The organism is Candidatus Amoebophilus asiaticus 5a2 (assembly GCF_000020565.1).
GTDB classification, from domain to species: Bacteria; Bacteroidota; Bacteroidia; order Cytophagales; family Amoebophilaceae; genus Amoebophilus; species Amoebophilus asiaticus.
The window spans coordinates 433,883-455,593 of record NC_010830.1; the positions used below are offsets into that span (position 1 = coordinate 433,883).

Annotated in this window: 18 protein-coding genes, 1 tRNA gene and 1 pseudogene; 5 read left to right on the forward strand and 15 right to left on the reverse strand. The window is 33.5% G+C overall.

Annotated elements, in window-relative coordinates; all coding sequences use genetic code 11:
• Positions 1 to 58: 58 nt before the first annotated feature.
• From AASI_RS01845 to AASI_RS01855, 3 genes are all read right to left on the reverse strand, one after another.
• Positions 59 to 634, reverse strand: coding sequence for a GNAT family N-acetyltransferase (locus AASI_RS01845; protein ID WP_012472549.1), 576 nt, complete (start codon positions 632 to 634; stop codon positions 59 to 61).
• 730 nt (positions 635 to 1,364) lie between these two features.
• Positions 1,365 to 1,451: transfer RNA gene (locus AASI_RS01850), tRNA-Ser, on the reverse strand.
• 96 nt (positions 1,452 to 1,547) lie between these two features.
• A complete protein-coding gene (locus AASI_RS01855) occupies positions 1,548 to 2,771 on the reverse strand; it encodes an FtsX-like permease family protein (RefSeq protein ID WP_012472550.1) in 1,224 nt (407 codons plus the stop codon).
• A gap of 201 nt (positions 2,772 to 2,972) precedes the next feature.
• On the opposite strand from AASI_RS01855, the gene AASI_RS01860 reads away from it, so the two are divergent.
• Positions 2,973 to 3,797, forward strand: coding sequence for an IS982-like element ISCaa5 family transposase (locus tag AASI_RS01860; RefSeq protein ID WP_012472346.1), 825 nt, complete (start codon positions 2,973 to 2,975; stop codon positions 3,795 to 3,797).
• A 730-nt stretch (positions 3,798 to 4,527) separates the two neighbouring features.
• Complete coding sequence (locus AASI_RS01865) at positions 4,528 to 4,749, forward strand: DUF2795 domain-containing protein (RefSeq protein WP_012472552.1); 222 nt, start codon at positions 4,528 to 4,530, stop codon at positions 4,747 to 4,749.
• Between the two features lie 35 nt (positions 4,750 to 4,784).
• On the opposite strand, the gene AASI_RS01870 is transcribed toward AASI_RS01865, so the two are convergent.
• Positions 4,785 to 6,068 carry an aspartate kinase gene (locus tag AASI_RS01870; protein WP_012472553.1) on the reverse strand — a complete coding sequence of 428 codons (1,284 nt, stop codon included), beginning with the start codon at positions 6,066 to 6,068 and terminating at the stop codon, positions 4,785 to 4,787.
• Between the two features lie 95 nt (positions 6,069 to 6,163).
• Between AASI_RS01870 and fbp the strand changes: the two genes are divergently transcribed.
• Positions 6,164 to 7,159: a class 1 fructose-bisphosphatase gene (fbp, locus tag AASI_RS01875; protein ID WP_012472554.1), complete on the forward strand. Its 996-nt coding sequence runs from the start codon at positions 6,164 to 6,166 to the stop codon at positions 7,157 to 7,159.
• A 143-nt stretch (positions 7,160 to 7,302) separates the two neighbouring features.
• Here the strand turns inward: fbp and AASI_RS01880 are convergent, their stop codons facing one another.
• From AASI_RS01880 to AASI_RS08760, 4 genes are all read right to left on the reverse strand, one after another.
• Positions 7,303 to 7,953 (reverse strand): hypothetical protein, encoded by a 651-nt coding sequence (locus tag AASI_RS01880; protein ID WP_012472555.1) that lies wholly within the window; start codon positions 7,951 to 7,953, stop codon positions 7,303 to 7,305.
• Between the two features lie 321 nt (positions 7,954 to 8,274).
• Complete coding sequence (locus AASI_RS01885; RefSeq protein WP_187146283.1) at positions 8,275 to 8,757, reverse strand: hypothetical protein; 483 nt, start codon at positions 8,755 to 8,757, stop codon at positions 8,275 to 8,277.
• 662 nt (positions 8,758 to 9,419) lie between these two features.
• Positions 9,420 to 9,674: a hypothetical protein gene (locus AASI_RS01890; protein ID WP_012472557.1), complete on the reverse strand. Its 255-nt coding sequence runs from the start codon at positions 9,672 to 9,674 to the stop codon at positions 9,420 to 9,422.
• 81 nt (positions 9,675 to 9,755) lie between these two features.
• Positions 9,756 to 9,917 (reverse strand): hypothetical protein, encoded by a 162-nt coding sequence (locus AASI_RS08760; RefSeq protein ID WP_187146284.1) that lies wholly within the window; start codon positions 9,915 to 9,917, stop codon positions 9,756 to 9,758.
• A gap of 111 nt (positions 9,918 to 10,028) precedes the next feature.
• Between AASI_RS08760 and AASI_RS01900 the strand changes: the two genes are divergently transcribed.
• Positions 10,029 to 11,573, forward strand: a complete 1,545-nt coding sequence (locus tag AASI_RS01900; protein WP_044282742.1) for an ATP-binding protein — start codon at positions 10,029 to 10,031, stop codon at positions 11,571 to 11,573.
• 656 nt (positions 11,574 to 12,229) lie between these two features.
• Positions 12,230 to 12,909 (forward strand): IS1-like element ISCaa4 family transposase gene (locus tag AASI_RS07930; RefSeq protein ID WP_148204900.1). Its coding sequence is split into 2 segments (ribosomal slippage): positions 12,230 to 12,548 and positions 12,548 to 12,909, totalling 681 coding nucleotides; the frame shifts between segments, so codons are not numbered across the junction.
• Positions 12,910 to 12,999: 90 nt separating this feature from the next.
• Here AASI_RS07930 and AASI_RS01915 read toward each other — a convergent pair.
• From AASI_RS01915 to AASI_RS08570, 7 genes and pseudogenes are all read right to left on the reverse strand, one after another.
• On the reverse strand, positions 13,000 to 15,807 hold the full coding sequence (locus AASI_RS01915; protein ID WP_012472559.1) for a U-box domain-containing protein: 2,808 nt from the start codon (positions 15,805 to 15,807) through the stop codon (positions 13,000 to 13,002).
• Positions 15,808 to 16,242: 435 nt separating this feature from the next.
• Positions 16,243 to 17,316 (reverse strand): M20/M25/M40 family metallo-hydrolase, encoded by a 1,074-nt coding sequence (locus AASI_RS01920; protein ID WP_012472560.1) that lies wholly within the window; start codon positions 17,314 to 17,316, stop codon positions 16,243 to 16,245.
• Between the two features lie 93 nt (positions 17,317 to 17,409).
• Complete coding sequence (locus AASI_RS01925) at positions 17,410 to 18,558, reverse strand: hypothetical protein (RefSeq protein WP_012472561.1); 1,149 nt, start codon at positions 18,556 to 18,558, stop codon at positions 17,410 to 17,412.
• A 220-nt stretch (positions 18,559 to 18,778) separates the two neighbouring features.
• Positions 18,779 to 19,306: a ferritin gene (locus AASI_RS01930; RefSeq protein ID WP_012472562.1), complete on the reverse strand. Its 528-nt coding sequence runs from the start codon at positions 19,304 to 19,306 to the stop codon at positions 18,779 to 18,781.
• A 290-nt stretch (positions 19,307 to 19,596) separates the two neighbouring features.
• Positions 19,597 to 20,389 (reverse strand): IS5-like element ISCaa8 family transposase gene (locus AASI_RS01935; RefSeq protein ID WP_076612132.1). Its coding sequence is split into 2 segments (ribosomal slippage): positions 19,597 to 20,127 and positions 20,129 to 20,389, totalling 792 coding nucleotides; the frame shifts between segments, so codons are not numbered across the junction.
• A gap of 180 nt (positions 20,390 to 20,569) precedes the next feature.
• Positions 20,570 to 21,397, reverse strand: a complete 828-nt coding sequence (locus tag AASI_RS01945) for an IS5-like element ISCaa6 family transposase (protein ID WP_083758785.1) — start codon at positions 21,395 to 21,397, stop codon at positions 20,570 to 20,572.
• A gap of 34 nt (positions 21,398 to 21,431) precedes the next feature.
• A pseudogene (locus AASI_RS08570) lies at positions 21,432 to 21,554 on the reverse strand (IS5/IS1182 family transposase); the annotation flags it as partial.
• Positions 21,555 to 21,711: the final 157 nt, after the last annotated feature.

The following is a 21,711-nucleotide window of genomic DNA, read 5'->3' on the forward strand; positions in this document are numbered from 1 at the left end:
CTTGAATATGTAGTGCATAAATGATAATTATTTTGTCAAATTGACACAAATTTTTTGCTTACTTATGCCAGGTTACATGCATAGGTGGTAACAGGCAAGTATTAACACGCTTAAATAAAATAGTGTTACTTGCTTGTTCTTGATCGGTGGGCAAGGTAGATATAAATCCCAATCTATTAGCAACTGCTATGCTTTTATGATTAGCTGTGTCAATTTGAATATGCACAGCTTTTGCCTTTAGACCATCTAATGCATAACGTGTTAATCCATTTACAAATTCTGTAACCAGCCCTTGTCCTTGGAAAGCTATATCGAGCCAATAGCCAATAGTATAAATGCCTGCAGCAATTATGCTATCTTCATTAAAACCTGATGTCCCTATAATTTGCTGTGTTTCTTTATAAATTACAGCCATTGGAAAACTATTTCCTGTTTTATTTTTCCAGCCAATTGCACTTGCATGAACAAAATTTTGTGTTGCAGCTAAGCTAGAATTTTTTGCCCAAGGCATCCATTTCTGTAAAGATTCTAAAGATCGATTAACAGCTGCATTAAGGGCTATCTCATCTCCAACTTGCACGGGTCTAAGAATAATGCGGGGTGTTACTATTTCTTGTAGGTTATAAATACTCACATCAATTTTCCACTTTAAGATAGAATAATTTCAAGTCTTACAGTTTTTAAAAGTAACATTAATCTTCTCCATTTAGAATATATACTATTTCAAAAATCAATTTATCAACTTGAAAAATGAGTAAGAAGAAAGCTAGTCAGCTTGGTATCCTTTTTCTATATCTTTGCACTCCTGTTCTTTTATAAATTATTTGTATCGTTTTTCACAACCTATTGGAAAAAGATTTTGTTCTATATATGCTGATTTGTTAACTCTAACTCGGTAAGACTTATACAGAATAAGCGTATCTGTCTTCCCCACAGTTTGTAGTAAAAGCGAAAGTAACTTTCTCTCAAAACTTTAAAAAATCCTCTTGTACACAAGTAAAACTTTGAACCAGATCCCCATATCTATGTTCCCATTTTGTTCAAAATAATTTTGTATTTTAACTTCTTATTTATCTTCACTTAAAGCTCTTTTGGCAGGTCTATAATACTCTAAAAACCATTGTAGCTCAACTTGATATTGTCCGCATCAATCATATTGCTCTGTTGACCTATTATGATAATGTGAGGAAGAAACATGTTGTAAATTATTTCTATTATTATTACGAGTAGTTAAGAAGTAAAAAAAGCAAAAGATTAAATAAGAAATCAATTTATTTTAATGGCCTTACTTTGATTAACGGTATTCAATGTGTTACAATACTCTTAATAAGTTATGATAAGGAAGTTTTAGGGAGTAAAGGAAGTAGAGGGTGAGGGATTCGAACCCCCGGTACTCTCGCAAGTACAACGGTTTTCAAGACCGCCGCGTTAAACCGCTCCGCCAACCCTCTTTATGTTAGTTAGGCTTATTATGGCAAAGTAAGATAATATGTTTATTTAGAACAAATTCTTACTGGCTTTTTATAAAAAAATATTTAAAAGATTAATTATAAATGTTCCCTTATATTAATTCTGCTAGCTAGTAGGGCAGGTCTATAGCTAGCCACTAAAGTCGTTAGGAATACACCTATACCTACGTATATAAAATCACTAATTTGTCTTTTAACAGGATAGGCTTCAATCAAGCTAGTTTGCATACCCATAGATATAATCCCAAATTTTTGTTGAAGCCAAGTCAAAAACCATGCTAGTAGCATGCCTGCTAGAGCACCACTTAGCCCAATGAGTAATCCATTCAATAAGAATATATTTCTTATAGTTCTTGAAGTAGCACCTAAGGAATATAAAATAGCTATGTCTGGTCGCTTGGCTAGTACTAACATAGATAAAATAAAGAATATATTAAGCGAAGCAACAATCACAATAAATGCAAAAGTCATAAATACCAGCATCCTTTCAATACGTATGGTTTGCATAAGTGTCATTTGCTGCTCATCCCTATTAAGTACCTTAAATTCTTGAGGTAGAAATGTTTGAAGTGCTTTTTGTACTTTTGCTATAGAACTTCCTTGCATTACTTGTACTTCAAGGGCAGTTCGTTTGTCACTATTTCCCAGTAAGTTTGTAGCAAAATTCAATGGTACAATTACATAGTTTTCATCAAAATGCTTTTCAATAGCAAAGATTGCACCAGGTTTAATCCACCCTGTCTGATAAAGATTTTGTGCTGTAAGTGCACTTAGCTTATTGTTTTTAGGATAAAATACTTGCAGCTCTTCAAATATATTATTTAATCGAATAGAGAGGGCATATTGTATGCCAGCACCTACTAATGCAAAGTTATGGCCGTCTTGCTCTAGCTCAAGCTTGCCTTGTATAATGTGTGTAGCTAATGGGCAATCTTGTACAAAGTTTCTTGATACGCCTTTTAGTTTAGCTACCAACTGGTGTCCATGATAAGTAAATAGGACATTTTCTTCTATAACTTCTACTACTTTGGTTACTTCAGATACAGATTCAATTTTGTGTATCAATTCAGGAGATATAGAGAAATACTTGCCTTGCTTTAACTCTATTTTAATATCAGGATCAAATGCATAAAATAGCCTTCTAACTACCCCTTCTAACCCGTTAAATATTGATAGGACTACTAATAAAGCCATGGTACCTAGTGCAACGCTTAAGCAAGCAATAAGGCTCATACGGTAAATCAAATTACCTTTAGATTTGGTTGAAAAATAGCGCTTTGCAATAAAAAAAGCAGTATGCATAGTACCAATATATTAAGAAAAGCCTCAATGTGAGGCAGTAAGCAAGCTGTACGATTATGTTATTAATTGCCCTATTGATACAAATAGTTATTATGTAACATATATAGTTCTATATAACCTAAGTTGCTAGTAATAGATAAGGCAAAGAGTAAAAAACCTCCGATCTTGTTTTTGTCTTAAACCAATAAATCGGAGGTCATTATGATTGAAAAATCAATAGCAATATACTCATTTATTGATACTTTACTCAAGTATTTACATCATCAAGAAGATAAAAAAAGGAAGTTGTCGGATGCAGAAGTACTCACAACAGCTATCATCTCAGCCTTATACTTTGGCGGACATCTTGACAAAGCTCGATCGTTTATGCATTCCACTAAGCTTATCCCTAACATGCTCGATAAAAGTAGGTACAATCGCCGCTTGCATGCTATAGGAGAAGAGATAACTTCGCTCTTTTTAGAAATAGGCACTTTAATCAAGCAAGTAGCCACTTGTAAGGACTTTGTATTGGATTCATTTCCTGTGCCTGTGTGCGATAACATACGTATTAGCAGATGTAAACTATTACAAAGTGAAGCTTACAGAGGCTACAAAGCCTCTATGCGCCGTTACTTTTATGGCATTAAAGTGCAGCTTATTACTACTGATTGTGGTATTCCGGTCGAATTCTCAATAGTAGCTGGCAGCCAAGCGGATGTAAAAGGATTGCACCAACTGCCCTTTTCTATGCCTGCTGGTAGTGCACTTTATGCTGACTCGGCTTATACTAACTACCATCTAGAAGATATGTTGGCTGATGATAGGATTAAGCTTTATTCTCAGCGTAAATCTAATGCTCATCGAAAGGATACGCCTTCTCTGGCTTATCTCAAAGAGCGCATGCGAAAAGTGATAGAGACCAGCATTAGTGGCATTAAAGGCCTTTTCTTAAGGAAGATTCATGCTGTTACCTTCCAAGGCTTTCTGATCAAAATACTCTTGTTCTTGCTAGCTTTTCAAATCAACAAAGCTTTTCTTAACTAGCAACTTAGGTTATATATACAAAACTATATAAAAGTTTAGTAGAGACTAAGCAAGTATTTATTTGCTCGTTGCTAAATGTATATATCGATTAATATTTTATATAGTAAACAGGCAAAAAATATAGTATGCTATACCTTACATTAGTCCATTTTAATCTTTCAGAAATCAGAGAAGCTACATTTAATTTATTAGCAGTATTTCTCTTAAACCCTTTACAATTATTGCCAGTTTTTATGAAGGCGTATGCTAATTCAGCTAAAAAATACTTACATACTTCTAACCTATAACAGTTAATAAGTAATCTATCTTATACAAAAAAGATTATCAATTTGTTTTATATATAAGCAAATTTTTAATAATAAATCAAACAAATTAATTTACAGTTAAATTAAAATAGAAATTATATCGCCGGTTGTGTAACTTGAAGATATAATCCTAAAAAGGTATTTGTGTCAAGCCGGTATATTTGACAAATATTGATGCTAATTATACTAACAATTAGTCCCTATGCACCTATTTATTTACAAAATAGACATTGTTGTACTTTTTAAACACTGTTGTATATAAAATACTCTTTTTAATTAGCAAAAAAATAATTTTTATTAAAATAAAGGATTAGATATATAAATATAATATACCATCTATTGTATATGGTGAAAAATATATTATACTTGCAACCTATAAAAATTTAAACGTAATCCTAATTTTTACGCTATAAAATTAATATACCATGTATTGGACACTTGAATTAGCATCTTACTTAGATGATGCACCATGGCCAGCTACCAAGGAGCAATTAATAGATTTTGCAGACCGTATAGGAGCACCTATAGAGGTTATAGAAAATCTAGAAGAGTTAGAGGATGACGACCATCCTTATGACAGTATAGAAGAAATATGGCCAGAATACCCAACAAAAGAAGACTTCCTATTTAATGAGGATGAGTATTAGTGGGTAGCCTATATCTACTTGGTAAATGGGGCAGATCAATAAAGGTCTGTCCCATTTACCAAGAAGACTACTTGGTAAACAGATGAATTATATTGTTTAGTTAAGATATTTTTTTCTTGAAGGAAATTCAAGTCAGCTGGTTGGATTTGACCTATAACGGTTAAGATTTGTACAGGTGTTTGTATAGCTATGTTAAATCCATTCTGCAAGATGGCAAGAATTTTGTCTATTTTAATAGACTCATTGTTTAGACAAATAGACACATCATATGGGGTCTTTTCTAAAAAATTGATGCGTAAAGCTAATTTATCCAACTCTTCACAAAGCATGCTTAAATGCTTTTCTTCAAAAAAGATAAAATCTCCTACACTAACTTTTATAAGCACCTGCTCTTTTCTAAGTATATAAATAGGTATATCTATTGGTGCTTGTACTTTACTATTGACAATAGTGCCTACAGCCTGATGATTATAAAACGGTCTTATATATAAAGGAATGTCTTGTGCAGCAAGTGGGTAAATAGTTTTAGGATGTACTACCTGTGCTCCATAGAAAGACATTTTAGCCATAGTTTCATAGGAAAGCTCCTGGAATTGAGTAGTATTTTTAAATACCTTAGGATCTGCATTCATAATTCCTGGTACATCTTTCCATATAGTTAAAGAACTTGCTTCTAAGGCTGCTGCTAGAATGGCTCCTGTAAAATCTGAACCCTCTTTACCTAAGGTGGTTGTTTCCCCGCTTTGATCACTGCCAATAAACCCTTGTGTTAATATAAATTTACCTTGTGCTAGCATAGGCTTTAATTTATTTTGTACTAAAGCCTTAGTATAAGGTTCGTCAAGTTGTGCATTGATAAACCCAGGTTTAGTTTTAATGTATTGCCTTGCATCTACCCAAGTAAGGTGTATGCCCACATGGATTAAGTAGTGGTAGACAATTTTAGATGATAAGATCTCTCCCCAGGCTACTACTTTACTATACAATTTTTCTAATTCTTCTGGTAAATTGGTAGTGGTTAGGTCTTGAATGAGCTGTTGTCTCCAAGTTTGTAATGCTGTTTCTAACGGCGAACATGTATCTTCTAATAAAGCTTGGATGATATTTTTATGAAACAGATATACTTCTTCAATCGCTGATTCATATGCTTGGTTATGTAAGTATTGTTCTAAAATTTTTTCTAATGACTGGGTTATTTTACCCATAGCCGAAACAACTATTACTAATGATTGGCCGCTATATTTGTTAATAATTTTAGCAAGTTGCCTGATTGCTACAGGATTTTGAAGAGACGCTCCTCCAAATTTAAAAATTTCCATGTTTCTATAAAAAAATCTTGTTATATGAGTGCGAAGTTAACGAAGAGCTTTAGTAAATTAAGGGCTTATAGAACGTTTTATTATTGTTAGTTAGTATGCCAGAAAGTCAGGATATTATTTCTCAATCTATTCCTTCGTTAACTCAATTTCTTGGAGAGGAGCAGGCACGTTTTCCTAATATACCTACTGCTATCCCTATCATTATTCAGGCTATGGCAACATCTGCTAGGTTTATAAGCAAAGCAGTAGTGCAAAGTATGATAGATAAAGATGTTTCTTTTACAGAAAGCCTTAATTGCTCTGGCGATACCCAGCAAAAATTAGATATTGTAGCACAAAGCTTTTTTTTAGAAGCCTTGGAAGCTACCCACGAGGTTTGCGCAGTTATTTCAGAGGAAGCAGATTCTGTTGTGCCTTTAAGAAATAAGAATGCTAGGTATATAGTAGCATTAGATCCATTAGATGGGTCATCTAACATTAATGTTAATTCGCCCATAGGTACACTTTTTTCAATTTACCAACGGATTTCTCCGTCAGAAACCCCTATACAAGATGCAGATGTATTAATACCTGGAAAGCAGCAGCTTGCAGCTGGTTATATGCTATATAGCACAGTTAATACGCTGGTTTACGCAACTATATATGGCGTACATGGATTTACTTATGATCCTACGGTGAATCAATTCTTTTTAACACATCCTGCTCTACGCATGCCAGAAAATGGCATCACTTATGCTATTAATCATAGCTATTTGCATACTTTTCCACATTATATACAAAATTATATTGCGTATTGTAGGCGCCAAGAACTTACAAGTAGGTATACAGGTGCTTTAGTAGCTGATTTCCATAGACATTTATTAGAGGGAGGCATTTATTTATATCCGCCTACTTACAAACGGCCTAAGGGGAAGCTTCGTTTAATGTTTGAGTGTAATGTATTGGCTTTTATAGCAGAGCAGGCAGGTGGGTTGGCTACTGACGGTAAGCAACCTATTTTAAATATCATACCTCGTCATATTCACCAATGCGTGCCCTTTTATATAGGGTCAAAGACAATGGTTAAAAATTTGTTGAATTGCGTGGGATAAAGGAGGGAGGGTAAGAATTGGCAAGTTTCCCTTAAAGGGCATAGCCGCTACATAAAAAACAACCACCTATAACAAGAGTTTACCTTCTTAATATAGGTGGTTAAATAAGTAAAATACACAGCTTTATATAAAGCTTATAGCAATTACTTCTTGGTTTTTAATTCAGCTTGCTTTTTCAAGTTATCATACAAATCTATCATATCTTTTCCAAATTGAATTACTCTGGTAATATTGTTACTACAAAATAGTAGCAACGCCACATCATTATCATCTAATGGCAACTTATCATCGTTTTTAGTTGGTAACTTTGTGTCTCTAAGAATCCCCAGCGTCTCTATATATGTCCTCACATCCTCTTCACTTAACTGTATCTGTTCTACTATATTCTGATTTTGCATGGCAGCTATGGCTGCTGGTTTCTGTTCATCACTTAACAGTTCAATTTGTTTTATCCGAGGCAGTAAGAATTCTAATTTTGCTAATTGGGCTTTAATGCTAGTTCTAGCTTGCTTAATTGCTGCTATGTCGTTTTTAAGTTCTTTTATATCTTTTTCCACCATTTTCCAAATGCCCCCCTCTGTTTTACATTGTGCTTTTAATTTATCAGTCAGCCCTTTTTCTTTTGTAACAAGCTGCTTTCTTTCCTTTTCTTTTAATTTATCAGTTAGCTCTTTTCCTTTTGCGACAAGCTGCTTTCTTTCCTTTCCTTTTTTGTTCCCACAACCACAGCTAGTTACTAAAGTACTGAGTAGTAGAAAGCTTAATAAGGTGGTTGTTTTTCTGTAGTTTAACATAATTGTATAAGTTTTATGTTTGATAATAAAAGTGGATTATTCTTTAATTTTAAATGAATAGATTATATGTAGGCGCTAAATTAAGTTCTTAATTATAAAGTCACAAGCCTTAACTATTAGCTAATTACTATTTGTGGAAGGTTGGCTGGTATTTTATATACAAACAAGCTATTATTTTTTAGTATATTTATAGTAATACATTGCAACTTGATAGTGTAATAAATGGCTCTATAAAAAACAACCACCCATAATAAGAAGTTAGTTCCCTATATAGGTGGGTGGTTAAATAAGTAAAATACTCAATTGGTATAAGCTTATATATTAGTTATTTTCTAACTCAGCTTGCTTTTTTAAATTTTTGTAGAGCTGCAAAGTGAGATTTACTATTTGTTTTGCTTTAACAATATTCTGCTGGTCTTTAACTAATTCACGAGAATCTAGAGGTATGGCTATTCCCTCAATATGATTCATAAATTCATTAAACCTTCGTAAGGCACTCTCATCTATTGTACTATCCTGTATTTTATTTAATTCCCCTAAAACATTTTCTAGGTAGCTTATATGATGGTCAATTGCTTCTTTATTGCCTCTACGTTCTATAATGCCTACTTCTATATCGTCTTTCCAAGCTTGTGCTTTAAAATATATTTTTAAGTTTTCTGTTAAAACTTCTTCTTCTCTTTTAATCTGTTGAAGCTCTGTTTCGTTATTATTAAATTTAGGCTCTTCCACAATAAGCTGCTGTTCATCATTTTCTTTATCTTTTTCACAGCTGCAGCTAACCACTAAAATACCAACTAGCATAAATTTTATAAGAATTATTACTTTTCTAGATGTTAACATAACTGTATAGTATATGTAAATAATATTGAAAATGATTACGTACTTACCAACACCTCCTTACATGTCCATACTTACTTATATATAAATTTTGCAGCGTACAGGAATGGAATATAGTAAAATTTATTAGAAGAAAATGAGAAACAGAATTAGAGATGTTAATTGGTAATCAATCAACTATATGTGGCTACACATTAAACAGTACAATCAGTAAGGTATTTAAATTGCTGCCTAGTGTATAAGTTGAACTAGTTCAATACTTCATGTTAGTGGGCTAGGTACACAAGGGTAGTTTTACATGAATTTAAAGTTTTTTACAGGGAAGGCTTATAAAAAATAATTACTTTAAACCTTCTAGGTTGTTATTAATTGATAAGAGGAGTTAAGTGTAAATATTTTTTATAAACTATTAAATTAGAAATTATAAGTATCTATAAACATATTGGTAGGCTACAGAAATAGAAGTCCAGACAATTACTTTACTCTTATAGATAAGTTTAATAATTAACTATGTAGCTTGTATTAAAATACTGATTCCTATATTGTTAAGGATATGTATTTTAATGAAATAATCCTCCATACAAAAGCATGTTGCTTTATATGAAGGGTTAAATAGCTAAGTTATGTTATTTTTTAATTTTTGGCGTAGCTGTACCTGTATTCTTCCCTTTAGGTGTACTACTTTTTAGTTCAGCTTGCCTTTTTAGATTTTTAAGTAATTTTAAAGTATCTTCCAGAGCTGACTTCACTTTGTTGAAAACTTCATTGACAGGCATTTCTTCGGTTACGTCTTTTAAACTACCTGCATGATTTTCCAATTCTTCTCCCATGTTAACTTCTATATCCTCACCTCTAAGCCATTTATTGACCGTTTTTAGCATGTTTTCTGAGTCTAGAATAGCTTCTTCAATATCTTTCGTAGGCTTATTTCGGATTTCTTTTATATCCCCTTCTATTATTGGTCATGCTTCTTCTTTAAAGTGTTTCTTCAACGTCTCAGTCAGTGTTTTCTCTTCTGCAGCAAGCTCTTTTAACTCTTTATCTTTCTTGTCTCCACAACCACAGTTAGTCACTAAAATATTTATTAGTAGAAAGCTTAATAAAGCAGAGTAGCCATGATCCATATTCTCAATTTGTTCCATAATTAATTTGCAATTTTTAAAATATGAACTATGTTGCAGCCTTTCAATATTTCTATTAAGTAAATATCTCATTTAACTCTTTTTAAGAACATTATGCAGTTGCTTTCTTCTTGGGAAAAAAAGTGTACAGTTACAATTATAATACTTACAATTCTCTTTTTTCGTGTATCTGGACACGTGCATGCTTTCACAGCAATTAATTTAATTGCTTTTAACCCTTGTCATATTATTACCTGTAATATTGAAACAGATAAAGAAGTAAAATTTTCTTCAGTATCAGCAAAGCGTACTGCGACTATAACATCAAAAACTGCTAAAAAGAGAAGTCATAGGCTAGATCCTTTTAAAAAAGAGCAAGGAAAAGAGCTTTTACGAGCCAGTACACAAATGGGATTAGGTGTTGTGCTAATAGGTAGCATAGGGTATCTAATTGGGGGCACACAAGCAATCAGTGCTTCTACTTTTATGGGGCCTCTTATAAGTGGTATGTTAACTAAGCCACTCGGCAATATCGGCAACAAACTATGTACACTGTTTACCCCTTACCTGGCTAGTCCTGCTTTAAGGAGAGCTATGGATTATAAAAGCCGCTATGAAAGACGTAGGCATAAATTGACCAAGAGCATGAGAGTCTTTCTTCATACTACGATTAGCAAGTACACCAATCTAGTAGAAAATTGGAACTATGAACTTAAAGAATGTGAAAAAGGAATTGAAGAGATATTAGAATTTCCATTAGTTCCCAAACCTATTAATCCACAGCTAGCACCAATTACAGAGTTTATTAAAAATTATCCAGAAGAGGTACGTATCAATATTGGAGACTTTACAATTACTGCAATTACAGATTCAAAATTTGAAAAGTTGGAAAAGAAAGCTGTGCCTTTAATGTTTGTAGGACCTCCAGGGACTGGTAAAACTTATCTAGCTAGACAAATAGGCAATTTGCTAGGGTTGCCTGTACAAATTATAGATGTTGCTAAGTATAAGTCGGTAAATGGACACAGTTTTTGGTCTAGCAACTCAGAACCAGGCATTATCGTAGATGTTTTATTAGGAGGTAAAACTAAGAAAGGTAATTTCTCTAATAAAATTCTTGTGCTAGACGAAATTGATAAAGCTTTAGCAAGGGATGAAAACGGTAGGTTTTTACATGAAGCAGGGCCAGAAGTTATGAGCCTTTTACATGCTCTTTTGGAAACTCAAGAAACTACCGCAAGGCTCCACCGATATGATGGTGCTACCTATGATATTTCTCATTTGAAAATTATCTTAGTGGGTAATCGTACCTTTACTGAAGTGCTAGGCAAAGAAAGTGCTGCTGCACTTGATTCTCGTGTAAATTTAGTAAAATTTAATAGCTTTACAGACGACCAAAAATTAGCTATTGCTAGGGAACATATCAAAAAGGTATGTTTGGCTCATTCAATACTATATGAACAGGTAGACCAAAAGGTTGTAGAAGAAATTATAAAAACTGATACTAAGGTAGGTAATCAAGGAGTAAGAGTTATGTTAAAGGTGATTGATCAGTATTTAAGGATTCTTGAAAAAGGTACTTTGATTGGAGAGGTGGCTGGATTACCTGCTGTAACATTTGATATTACCAAAGCGTATGTTAAGGAGCAAGCAGAGTAACCATATTATAGTTGTGCTCAAGCAAAGGTAAAGCTGTGTAGAAACTGTTATGTTTGTCAGCTTGGTTTTGTTTTAGATGGGTACTAATCACTATACAATTAATGTATAGCAAATTTAATTTCATGTTAAAGTCGGAATAATCGTACATATTCACCTATTTACTAAAGAAAAGCATAGTATATTTTTAACTAGGCGTATCGTTTCATGTGCATAAATACAGCTGGCTGCCAACTATTAAGTTCCTTATATATTTACTAAACATCAGTATAGCTTTAAAAGTGTGGGTGGAAAATCATGTACTTTTATAAAGAAGAAAGGGTACGCGTTCACGGGTCTGCCAATACTAGAAATACGTTATTTGAAGCATAATAAAGCACTTAGTTGCTAATAATAAAATATGAAACAACTATAAAACCAACCATATACTAATCATCAACAATAGTTTTTATAGCTAGTTGCCAAATAAATATGTGTTTTTGGCTCATTTTAAAGGTAGCATATTCGTGAACGCGTACCTAAAAGGTGTAGATACCTGGCCGTGTGTAAGTAATCTATATTTATTACCTAAAAATGGCAAAATCGTACATAGTATCTTAGGCATATAAGTAATAGGTATTGTTAAATTGGGATAGGATTAGTAAGTTAGAGGAAAAAGTATGAATTGTCCTCGATGTAATAATACTCAAAGCTGTAAAGATGGAATTGTTAGAGGTAGACAGCGCTACCAGTGTAAAAGTTGCCGTTTCCCTTACACAGTTAGTCACAAATCAGATGTTAAACCTGTATCTACTAAGCGAAAAGCGTTGCAATTATACTTAGAAGGATTAGGATTTCGAGCTATAGGCCGTATACTCAACATAAGCTATGGAACAGTCTATCAATGGGTAAAAGCATGTGGAGATCAAGTAAGTTTACCAGAAAGACAAGATCAAGTAGATATAGTCGAGATGGATGAAATACACACATATGTGGGTTCAAAAAAGTCTACTGCTGGATATGGATAGCTGTTGATAGATTGAGCAAGCGTTTTATATCATATGTGTGTGGAGATCGCTCGACACAAACCGGATTGAAGTTATGGGAGCGCGTCAAGGATATAGGCAAGCTGTATTGTAGTGATTATTGGAAAAGCTACCAGCAGTTTATTCCAAAAGATAAACACCGACAAAGCAAATCAGAAACTTATACAGTGGAAGGATATAATAGCTTAATGAGGCACTATTTAGCAAGATTTAAGCGTAAAGGAAAATGCTATAGCAAACAGGTGCACATGATAGAAAAATCGCTCAACCTGCTAATGGCCAAGCTAAATAATCAGCTGCCTATCTTAATTTAACAATACCAAGTAATAAATTCTAGTTGCTTGTTCATGCTGGCATGTTAATGAGAGTTTGATTCTGCTAGCATGGGTTTATGATATACTATTTTAGTTTTTATCTTCTCTACTACTTAGTAATTTTTCTATGACTTGTCTTAAGCTTACATTTGGGCATAACCTTTTGGGGTTTACAGGCTCTCTGCAGTTTGGGCAACTTTTTTGTGTATTTAGCCATTTTAGTAATTCCTGATGGCTAAAACTGTGTCCACATGGCGTAACAACAGGGTCTAAGAATAGTTCTTGTGTTAGTGGACAGATTAAATGATCTGGATAATCTATTTTATGTAATGAAGCTATATAGTTAGGGCCTTGATCTAAAATAGATTGGTAATGTTGGTAATATTCTTTAAATTTTTCTATTTCATTAACTTCATTGCTGGTTATGCCATGTGCAATTAGATTATAAATAGCAGCTATCGTAGTTCCTCTTTCAGTCAAATATTTTTCTGCTTCTTGCCTTATCTTCTCTTGCTTATCCTTTTGCGCTATTGCTTTTTGATTTTCACGTTGTATTCTGCCAAGATTTACCTCTAGGGATTTTCTCTTATCCTCAAGTTGTTTCTTTTGTTTTTGTATATTAGACTTATAAGTTTCCAATAATTTTAGTGTTATATCACGAGAACTCTCTAAATCCATTATTTCCCTGTTAAATGCTGCTATTTTTTCCCCTTCTTCTGCTAATATTCTTTCAATCTGTTGGATACGTGCTCTATTATCAGGGTGGTTTCTGGCTTGAATATAAATTAGAACTTTATGAGTACCAGCAAAATATGATTCCATTTTTCTAATGCCTGGGTGTGCGTAAGGAGAAAAGATTGCAAGATTTGCTCTATATATCCCATTTTTCTTATCTATAAATTCACTTCTTAAACGTGGCTCAAAAGCAGGTAGACCTGTTCCGGGGATCTTTCCTTCTAGTATTTTTACTCTAGTGAAAGGGGGACCATTATATACAAACTCATTACAATAAATTATACGAGTTTCTTTGTATAAAATTTCTCTATCTTTCTCTAAATCAGCTTTTTCATTTTCTAAGCTATTAACTTTAACCCTAGGTGGCTGCCTTTTTCTTGTTAATACTTCAATATTTTCTTCGTAGTTTTTTATCTTTTTCTCAAGGATTGGTATTTGCCCTTCTTCTTGTATTTTTTGTTGAAGATTAAGAGGCCTGAGTTGATCCTTATAAAATACTATGCGCTCGTTACAAGATTCCATTGTATTGTTAAGTAAATCTATGTCCTTATGTGCATTTACAAATTCACAAAGCTTGCATGTTATGTTATCTAGTACTCCAGCTAGTTGCTTATTAAATTTGGCACGTACTTCATCATAGTCAGAAAAGTTAAATTTATCTTTAGGTGTAGACTGTGTATTTTGTATTAATTTTTCTATACACTGCTTGCTTTTAAAATCGTCAAAAAGGTTAATTTTAAAAGTATTATCTTTACTAGAGCTTAGTATTTCCAGCAGAGGTAGGGTTTGCTGAAGACGTTTATATTCTTTAAGCATAGCTTTACCACCAGTTTCGATTGACTTTTGTAACTTTTCTAGCTTTGCAATTTCAGTTTTTTTCAAACTCTCTATTTTCTTATGTATGTTATCTAAGTTTATTTCAGAACCGTTCTTGTCATTAAAAACAAATAAAATGGAATTAGGTGCTATATCACTTTTTAGCAACCGGCTCAGTGTTAAGCTAAGCTCCCGCATTCCTTTTCCTTTACCAGTTGTTAAATCTTGTATGTCAATAACTACAATGATGGCACGTACAGCTTCTGCACAACTAATGATGAGTTGTGTAGCAATGGTAGCATTAAGCTGTTCTTCTTCAGTGCGTGTATCATTGAATCCAGGTGTATCACAATATACATAGGAAGCAGCAGCACTATTGTAGTAGACATCTGGGAAAAAAGTTTCTGATTCAAAGTTATTTCGCCCTATTTTTGCCCTTTCTTCTTGTGGGTTTCTTGTAACTGCAATTCGATCCCCTTCGTCATTGGTATCGAATTTTATCTTGGTTCCTAGAAGGTAATTAACAGCAGTACTTTTTCCAACTCCTGTATTTCCGAGTACTAAAACAATATCTTTGCTTTTTGCTTTTTCTGCATTTTTTGCAGCTTCGCCAATGAATGCTTGTATTTGTTCTATTTTGTGTTCGCTCTCTTTTTTTGTGTGTGAAATTTTATCCTCGTCTCCACCTAGTAGACCTATATGTCCTACATAAACACATCCTTTTATAATGTGTATACATAGTTTTTGCCAAATTGGGTTTTTAATGGCTATTTCTGAATAATTGATACCTGGCTGTATGTATACAGGTAATATTTGTCTTGTAGAACCTGTAGTATATTTGTCTTCTACTATTGCTTGCAAGCGACTGTTCTCCTTCTTCTGAAACGCTACTTGGTAACCTCCGTTTGCTATACATACCTGGTTTATTAGTCTACTAATCATGGTATGATTAGCATTTAACTGTCTGCTATTATTGACTCTTCTTGTATCTGGAGCTTTCTGCTTTATTGGTAAGATTTGCCAATGTTCTAGTGTATTTGAAGTGACTTTTTCTAGGTTAGTTGCTCTATTTGTGTTGCTGGTATTGAGAGGTTGAGCATATGCTTGCTGTGCAGTTGGTTGCATAGGCATGTATAAATCCTGGTTAGTACCCCCATTTTTATCATCTATTACTTTAGTACTAGTATATAATAATATAGGAGCAGGGCTATGAGAAAGAATTAGTGATTTTGTTTTGGTTCGTGTTTTTGGCTCAGTTATAACAGGTATGTTACTATGGCAACTTTCTAAAATAAATGCAGCCAACAATAATTGAGCAACTAATTTCTTGTTATTATTAACGTACATATTTGTAGTGTTAGAATTTCAATTAAACAAAAAAGCTAGTACTAGAACAAAAGAAAAAATGTACGCTAAAGCAATAGATGTTTCTTTTTTTTAATTATTAACTTTATAATATGTTTAAATCTGTACATAAGTTTTACTAAAAAGCCAAATAAATATTGGTAGCTTAGTAATATCTAACAGTAGGTTGGAAAATCTATGGGGTACGTAATAATAGCTTTTGCTATTTAGCATTGATGCTAGGGTTTTGAAATACACTCTTACCTTAGCACGATTAACTTTAATATTTAAGTTGCTGGGATAAAAATATTAGGAGATAGCAGTAATAAACTTATGCTGACAAGCGTTAATGACCGTCAGCATAAGTTAAGCCTAATTTTTAGTTGTGTAATAGACTACATTGAATAATTGCATTTCAGTAAATAGTACCTAATACCATTAATCGAAGTAGCTAAAACTATGATTAGGTTGTAAATTTGTTAACAATTGGTAGAATAATTCTATAATCTGCTCTATATCATTTTTATGCACCATTTCTACTGTTGTGTGCATATACTTAAGTGGTAGCGAGATAAGTGCCGAAGGGATACCTGCGCCACAATATGCAAACGCATCTGTATCAGTGCCTGTGCTGCGTGAGCTGGCTTGCCATTGTATAGGTATATTATGGTTTTTAGCTGCATCAACCAATAGTTTTAAAGCTTTATGTTGTACAGCAGGTGCATGAGTTAATACAGGCCCTTTACCACAAGCTATGTCTCCTTGTTTAACCTTGTTATAGTGGGGTGTTTGAGTATCATGTGTTACATCTGTAACAATAGCCAAATCAGGCTTTATTCGATTGGCTACCATAGCAGCTCCTCGTAGTCCTACTTCTTCTTGTACTGCATTTGTAATATATAGGCCAAAAGGTAACCTGATTTTATTTTCGTATAGCTTTCTAGCTACTTGTGCAATCATAAAACCACCTATGCGGTTATCTAGACCTCGTCCTACTAAATATTTTTCGTTTAGTGTTATTAAGTCAGCATCAAAGGTAACCACAGAACCTACATGGATACCTAACTCTTGTACTTCCTTATCTGAATGGCAACCACAGTCCAAGATAGCTGTTTCTATGTCCGGAGTTTTTCCAGATTTTTTGTCTTCACGTACATGTATGGCTGGCCAGCCAAATACGGCTGGTATAGTTTTATTCCCTACATGTATTTTGGCACGCATAGAAGGTGTTATTTCATAGTCTGAGCCTCCATTACGGATTACATATATATATCCTTCTTTACTGATATAGTTAACATACCAAGAAATTTCATCTGCATGTGCTTCTATTACTACTTTATATTCTGCTTGTGGATTAATAACCCCTATTGCATTGCCGTACACATCGGTAACTATATCATCTACATAAGGGTACAAATATTCTAGCCAAATCTTTTGGCCACTAGCTTCGTAACCTGTAGGAGAGCTATTATTAAGGTATTTAAAAAGGAAGTTTTGGCTTGTTTGTTCCATAGTAGGTAGTTAATTATTAAAAAGTCACATTTAAGTTACGTATACTTTTTCTTTATACCATAATTCTACTTTAAGAAATTATATCGAAATTTTTTATGGCTTGTTGCTTGCTATAACCAGCTTAGCTTTATATGTAACTGCTTCTACAGTATCATCTTCTGCAGTTATAGTGGTTAATAAATATAATGCATTATGGAATGGTATTATAAGATTAGGCTTACCAAGTATTTCATTTTCTGGGTCTGGTATTAAAGCCATCTTCTGAAAGTCATATTGACTTTGACCGTCTAACTTACATATGATACGCTCTTTATCTGTATCGTTGAAAATAGTAAAGATAGGTTTATAAATCGGAAATTCACCTTCTAACAATAATGGGAAAATATTCCATGTAGGCCGTTTGTCGTCTGTAGGTCTATTGTGGACAGTAAATAGATTAGGATTATCTAGTGATAGCACGGTTAAAGTATTATCATCATTAATCGAGAGTAAATCATATCTATCAATAGTTCCATTCTCATAGCCTTTACCTAGAAAGATTTTTCCTTTTTCTACCTCTACCATACCAGTAAAATGAGAGAAAGGAGCAATTGATGTGTTATATGCTGATTTTATGTTTATACTTTTCAGACCTGACGTACTTGGTGTAAATAGTAAACAACCTAACTGTTGTGTATCGTTATTTGTTGAAACAAGACTTACTATTATACAACCTTTCTTCTCACCGTCTATTTCAACTGTACAAGCAGCTATAAATTTGCTAGTATCAACATTGGCATCAGGAAACCATGTATCTAGATCTTGTGTGGCAATCACTTGATTCCAAGTTTCAGATTCAAGCTTATATATATCAATTGTAGTTTCTGAAATGTTTCCAAAAAATAAGGCTTGTTCTTCAGTAGAACCAGCTGCAAAGACGAAAGAGTTATCCGGGCTAAAGTTTCCTACATTAGTAATAGACTTGGTTGTTAAACCATTTTCTCCTTCTGGTGTAAATTCCCAAACATTACCATCCTTAGCATTTAAAAAATAAGTGGCATTCTCACTAGGTACATGACAAGTTAACCCAAATACATCTTCTATATCAAGATTATTCAATGCAATAGTCTGTGGTTCTTGTTCCCACTTTAAATCTATATCAACAGTATTGTAAGGAAGGTTTTTGCTACATTTAGACAAGCATTGGCTAGTACTTATAATCAGTAAGGTTACTCCTAGGTATTTTAATAGTTTATGCGGCATAAATTTTACTAAGAAAAGAATATGTATATTTTCTAAGATAAAAAATTAGTAAATAATATCATACGTATTGTAGTAAGCAGCGCACTATATTCTCTATTTGTTCTAGTTTCAAAATACCAGTTTATAAAGGTTACTGCTGCACAACAGTCTATAAATGTATAATTATATACATAAGATTTATACGCCAATAATTATAAGTAAAGGCAAACTTAAAAAAAGACTACTTATCTTTTAAAGCACCTATTTCTTTATCAATCATATATAGTCCAACACCAGTTTCTCCTATAACATCAAACAGATCTAAAATCTTTCTTGCTGTTACCTCCTCTTCTATTTGCTCATTAACGAACCACTGCAGGAAATTAAAAGTTGCTAAATCTTGGTTATCCCAGCAATGCGCTACCATACGGTGGACAGTATGAGTAACTTTTATTTCTTGTTGTAGCATTAATTCAAAAATTTCTCTTAAAGATGTAAAATCTTGCTGAATCCCTGTTATTTCTGGCTGAAAGGCTCGTCCTCCTGCATCATTAATATAATGAAATATCTTAAGCATATGCCCACGCTCTTCTTCAGCCTGCTCGTATAAAAAGTCAGCCGAATTCTTATAACCTTTTATATCACACCAAGAAGCCATAGCTAAGTAAGCAGCTGAAGATTTACCCTCTATAACTACTTGTTGGTTGAGTAATACCTCAGTTCCTTGTTTTAAGCATGCTGTAGGTCTTTGTATTATTTCGTTTATCATATATAATATATAAAATAGGTCTGCCTTATCTATGCAATTTATATATATTTTGTACTTAATTTAATAAAGCAAATAGGTAAAAATAAAAGCTTCTTTTTTAAAAGATAGTTTATATTCTTTAATTAGGCCAATATATACAATAAAAAATATTCTTAAGCATAAATTGAGCTTATATAAAACTTTTAGCTAAATAAGTATTTAAAATTTATGTATAAGATCATATACTCTTAAGCACTTTACACGAAAAACAATATAGGATTAGCATCTAGTACGCATTTCTTAGAGTCTGTTCATAATCTTTGTAGGCATATTCTTAGAAAAGCAAGCACCACCATTTGTAAGCTTGTAGTTAATCTTCTCTCACAGTTTTTCCATAGGCGTCGGCATTTTTCCAGCCAGCCAAAACTTCGCTCCACTATCCATCGCTTAGGTATTACCTTAAATCGATGCAATTCGCTCCTTTTAGCTACTTCTACTTCCGCTCCCTGAAGGACTTCTTTTACTTGGTTGGCAAACACTTCTCCACTATAGCCTCCATCTACGAGCACCTTCTTTACCTTAGCTAATTGCTCTTTGTGATCTTTAAGCATAGTTACTGCTCCATCTCTATCTGTTTCACTAGCCCGTGTAACATATATCCCATGCGGTAAGCCTTGGCTGTCTACGGCTATGTGGCGCTTGATCCCGTTTATCTTTTTAGCTCCATCATAGCCTTTCTCTTTGGCTGTATCTGTATTCTTTATGCTTTGCGCATCTACTATAATCAGGCTCGTTTGGGCTGCTTTACCTGCTTGCTTCCTCAGACGAGCAACCATATTTTTTTAATACTTCTTCTAGAAAGCTTATGCCATTTTCTTGCTTTTCACTCCATATCTGAAAATAAGCATGTACCGTACGCCATTTAGGAAAATCTTTAGGCAACATTCTCCATTGGCAGCCTGTCTTGAGCAGATACAGTAATCCAGAGAATACCTCATATAAATCTACCTGGCGAGGTTTAGTCTTTTTTCGGGCTGCTTCCAAAATAGGGCGTATAACTTCAAATTGTTCTCTATTAATATTAGTAGAATACTCTTGAGTCATAGATAAGTCCCTTTTTTATCAAGTTATTGACTAGTTTCCTCTCTAATCTAATAAATATTAACTTAATGAACAAAGATCTTGAACAGGCTCTAAAATAATAGACCTACTGCGAAAGAGGTAAAATAGAGTAGAATTTTAAATAAAATAAAGAAGGGAGCTTGGCTCTAGCGACATTATTTGTTAAAAAGCGTACTTGAAGTTTATAAGCCCGGATATAATGTTAAAGCGAAGGTTATATTTTTTCTGAAAATTCCTGTATACCTCTGCCATAATTTTAAATACCTTGATCTCTCTTATCTTATGTTCTACCTTCATGCGTATGGAGGCTAGCTTTCTGTTATGGTCTTTTTGCTCTTTGGTTAATGGCCGCTTACGGCTCTTTTTGTAGGGTATCATTACATTGCTCTGTAGCTTTTGCCAGCCTTGATAACCACTATCTGCCAGCTTTAAGCTTTCTTTAGGTAAGGGTTTTTCTCCTTTACGGATTTTAAAGTCATGCACTCTTCCTTTATGTGATTTGGAGACAGACAGTATTCTCCCATCTTCTCTGATGACTATCTCTGTTTTTATGGTATGTCTCTTTTTCTTGCCTGAATAAGATTTCTTTTGCTTTTTACTAGGTCTTTGCGTAGGCTGTTCACTTACATCTGCTAATATGCGCAATACCTTGTCTGGGGTTAAAGTCCTATCTTTTTTAATGCTAATTTTCTTAGCTAGTAAGGGCTCCATTTTTCTTAGCAAGCGGCATATGTTAGCGTTGTGTAAGTTAAATAAGTAGCCTAGAAATACATGGCTAATATAGGTGCGGTAATATACCAAAACACAGAGCAGTTTATCCTCTAAGGTAGGTAAATGGCTCCGACGTCCATGGCGCAGCTTGCTCGCTTCTAACTTTTCAAAGAGAGGCCTTACTTTTTGAACTAATTTATCAAATGTTTCTAGCCTCAATCCAGTTATTCTTCTAAAATTGTATGGGTACTTGCTTATTCTGGTGTAGGTTAAATGCATACTTATTCCTTTTAGTATATAACAAGGATTACATTTTAACCTTTTCTACTCTCTTTATCAACCTCTTTCGCAGTAGGTCTAATGTTTCTAGCCTCAATCCAGTTATTCTTCTAAAATTGTATGGGTACTTGCTTATTCTGGTGTAGGTTAAATGCATACTTATTCCTTTTAGTATATAACAAGGATTACATTTTAACCTTTTCTACTCTCTTTATCAACCTCTTTCGCAGTAGGTCTAATAAATGAGTATAAAAATAAAACTGCTATTAGAGTAACCTTATGGTATCTATCTAACAGGGGTATACAAGACTAGC

Bases quoted from the DNA above. Each gene is read 5' to 3' on its own strand.
- AASI_RS01885 (WP_187146283.1), bottom strand. From the start codon at position 8,757: ATGCTAGTTGGTATTTTAGTGGTTAGCTGCAGCTGTGAAAAAGATAAA.
- AASI_RS01870 (WP_012472553.1), bottom strand. From the start codon at position 6,068: ATGGAAATTTTTAAATTTGGAGGAGCGTCTCTTCAAAATCCTGTAGCA.
- AASI_RS01860 (WP_012472346.1), top strand. From the start codon at position 2,973: ATGATTGAAAAATCAATAGCAATATACTCATTTATTGATACTTTACTC.
- AASI_RS01930 (WP_012472562.1), bottom strand. From the start codon at position 19,306: ATGATAAACGAAATAATACAAAGACCTACAGCATGCTTAAAACAAGGA.
- AASI_RS01855 (WP_012472550.1), bottom strand. From the start codon at position 2,771: ATGCATACTGCTTTTTTTATTGCAAAGCGCTATTTTTCAACCAAATCT.
- AASI_RS01900 (WP_044282742.1), top strand. From the start codon at position 10,029: ATGCAGTTGCTTTCTTCTTGGGAAAAAAAGTGTACAGTTACAATTATA.
- AASI_RS01880 (WP_012472555.1), bottom strand. From the start codon at position 7,953: ATGTTAAACTACAGAAAAACAACCACCTTATTAAGCTTTCTACTACTC.
- AASI_RS01915 (WP_012472559.1), bottom strand. From the start codon at position 15,807: ATGTACGTTAATAATAACAAGAAATTAGTTGCTCAATTATTGTTGGCT.
- AASI_RS01865 (WP_012472552.1), top strand. From the start codon at position 4,528: ATGTATTGGACACTTGAATTAGCATCTTACTTAGATGATGCACCATGG.
- AASI_RS01925 (WP_012472561.1), bottom strand. From the start codon at position 18,558: ATGCCGCATAAACTATTAAAATACCTAGGAGTAACCTTACTGATTATA.
- AASI_RS01890 (WP_012472557.1), bottom strand. From the start codon at position 9,674: ATGCTAAAAACGGTCAATAAATGGCTTAGAGGTGAGGATATAGAAGTT.
- AASI_RS08760 (WP_187146284.1), bottom strand. From the start codon at position 9,917: ATGGATCATGGCTACTCTGCTTTATTAAGCTTTCTACTAATAAATATT.
- AASI_RS01920 (WP_012472560.1), bottom strand. From the start codon at position 17,316: ATGGAACAAACAAGCCAAAACTTCCTTTTTAAATACCTTAATAATAGC.
- AASI_RS01945 (WP_083758785.1), bottom strand. From the start codon at position 21,397: ATGCATTTAACCTACACCAGAATAAGCAAGTACCCATACAATTTTAGA.
- fbp (WP_012472554.1), top strand. From the start codon at position 6,164: ATGCCAGAAAGTCAGGATATTATTTCTCAATCTATTCCTTCGTTAACT.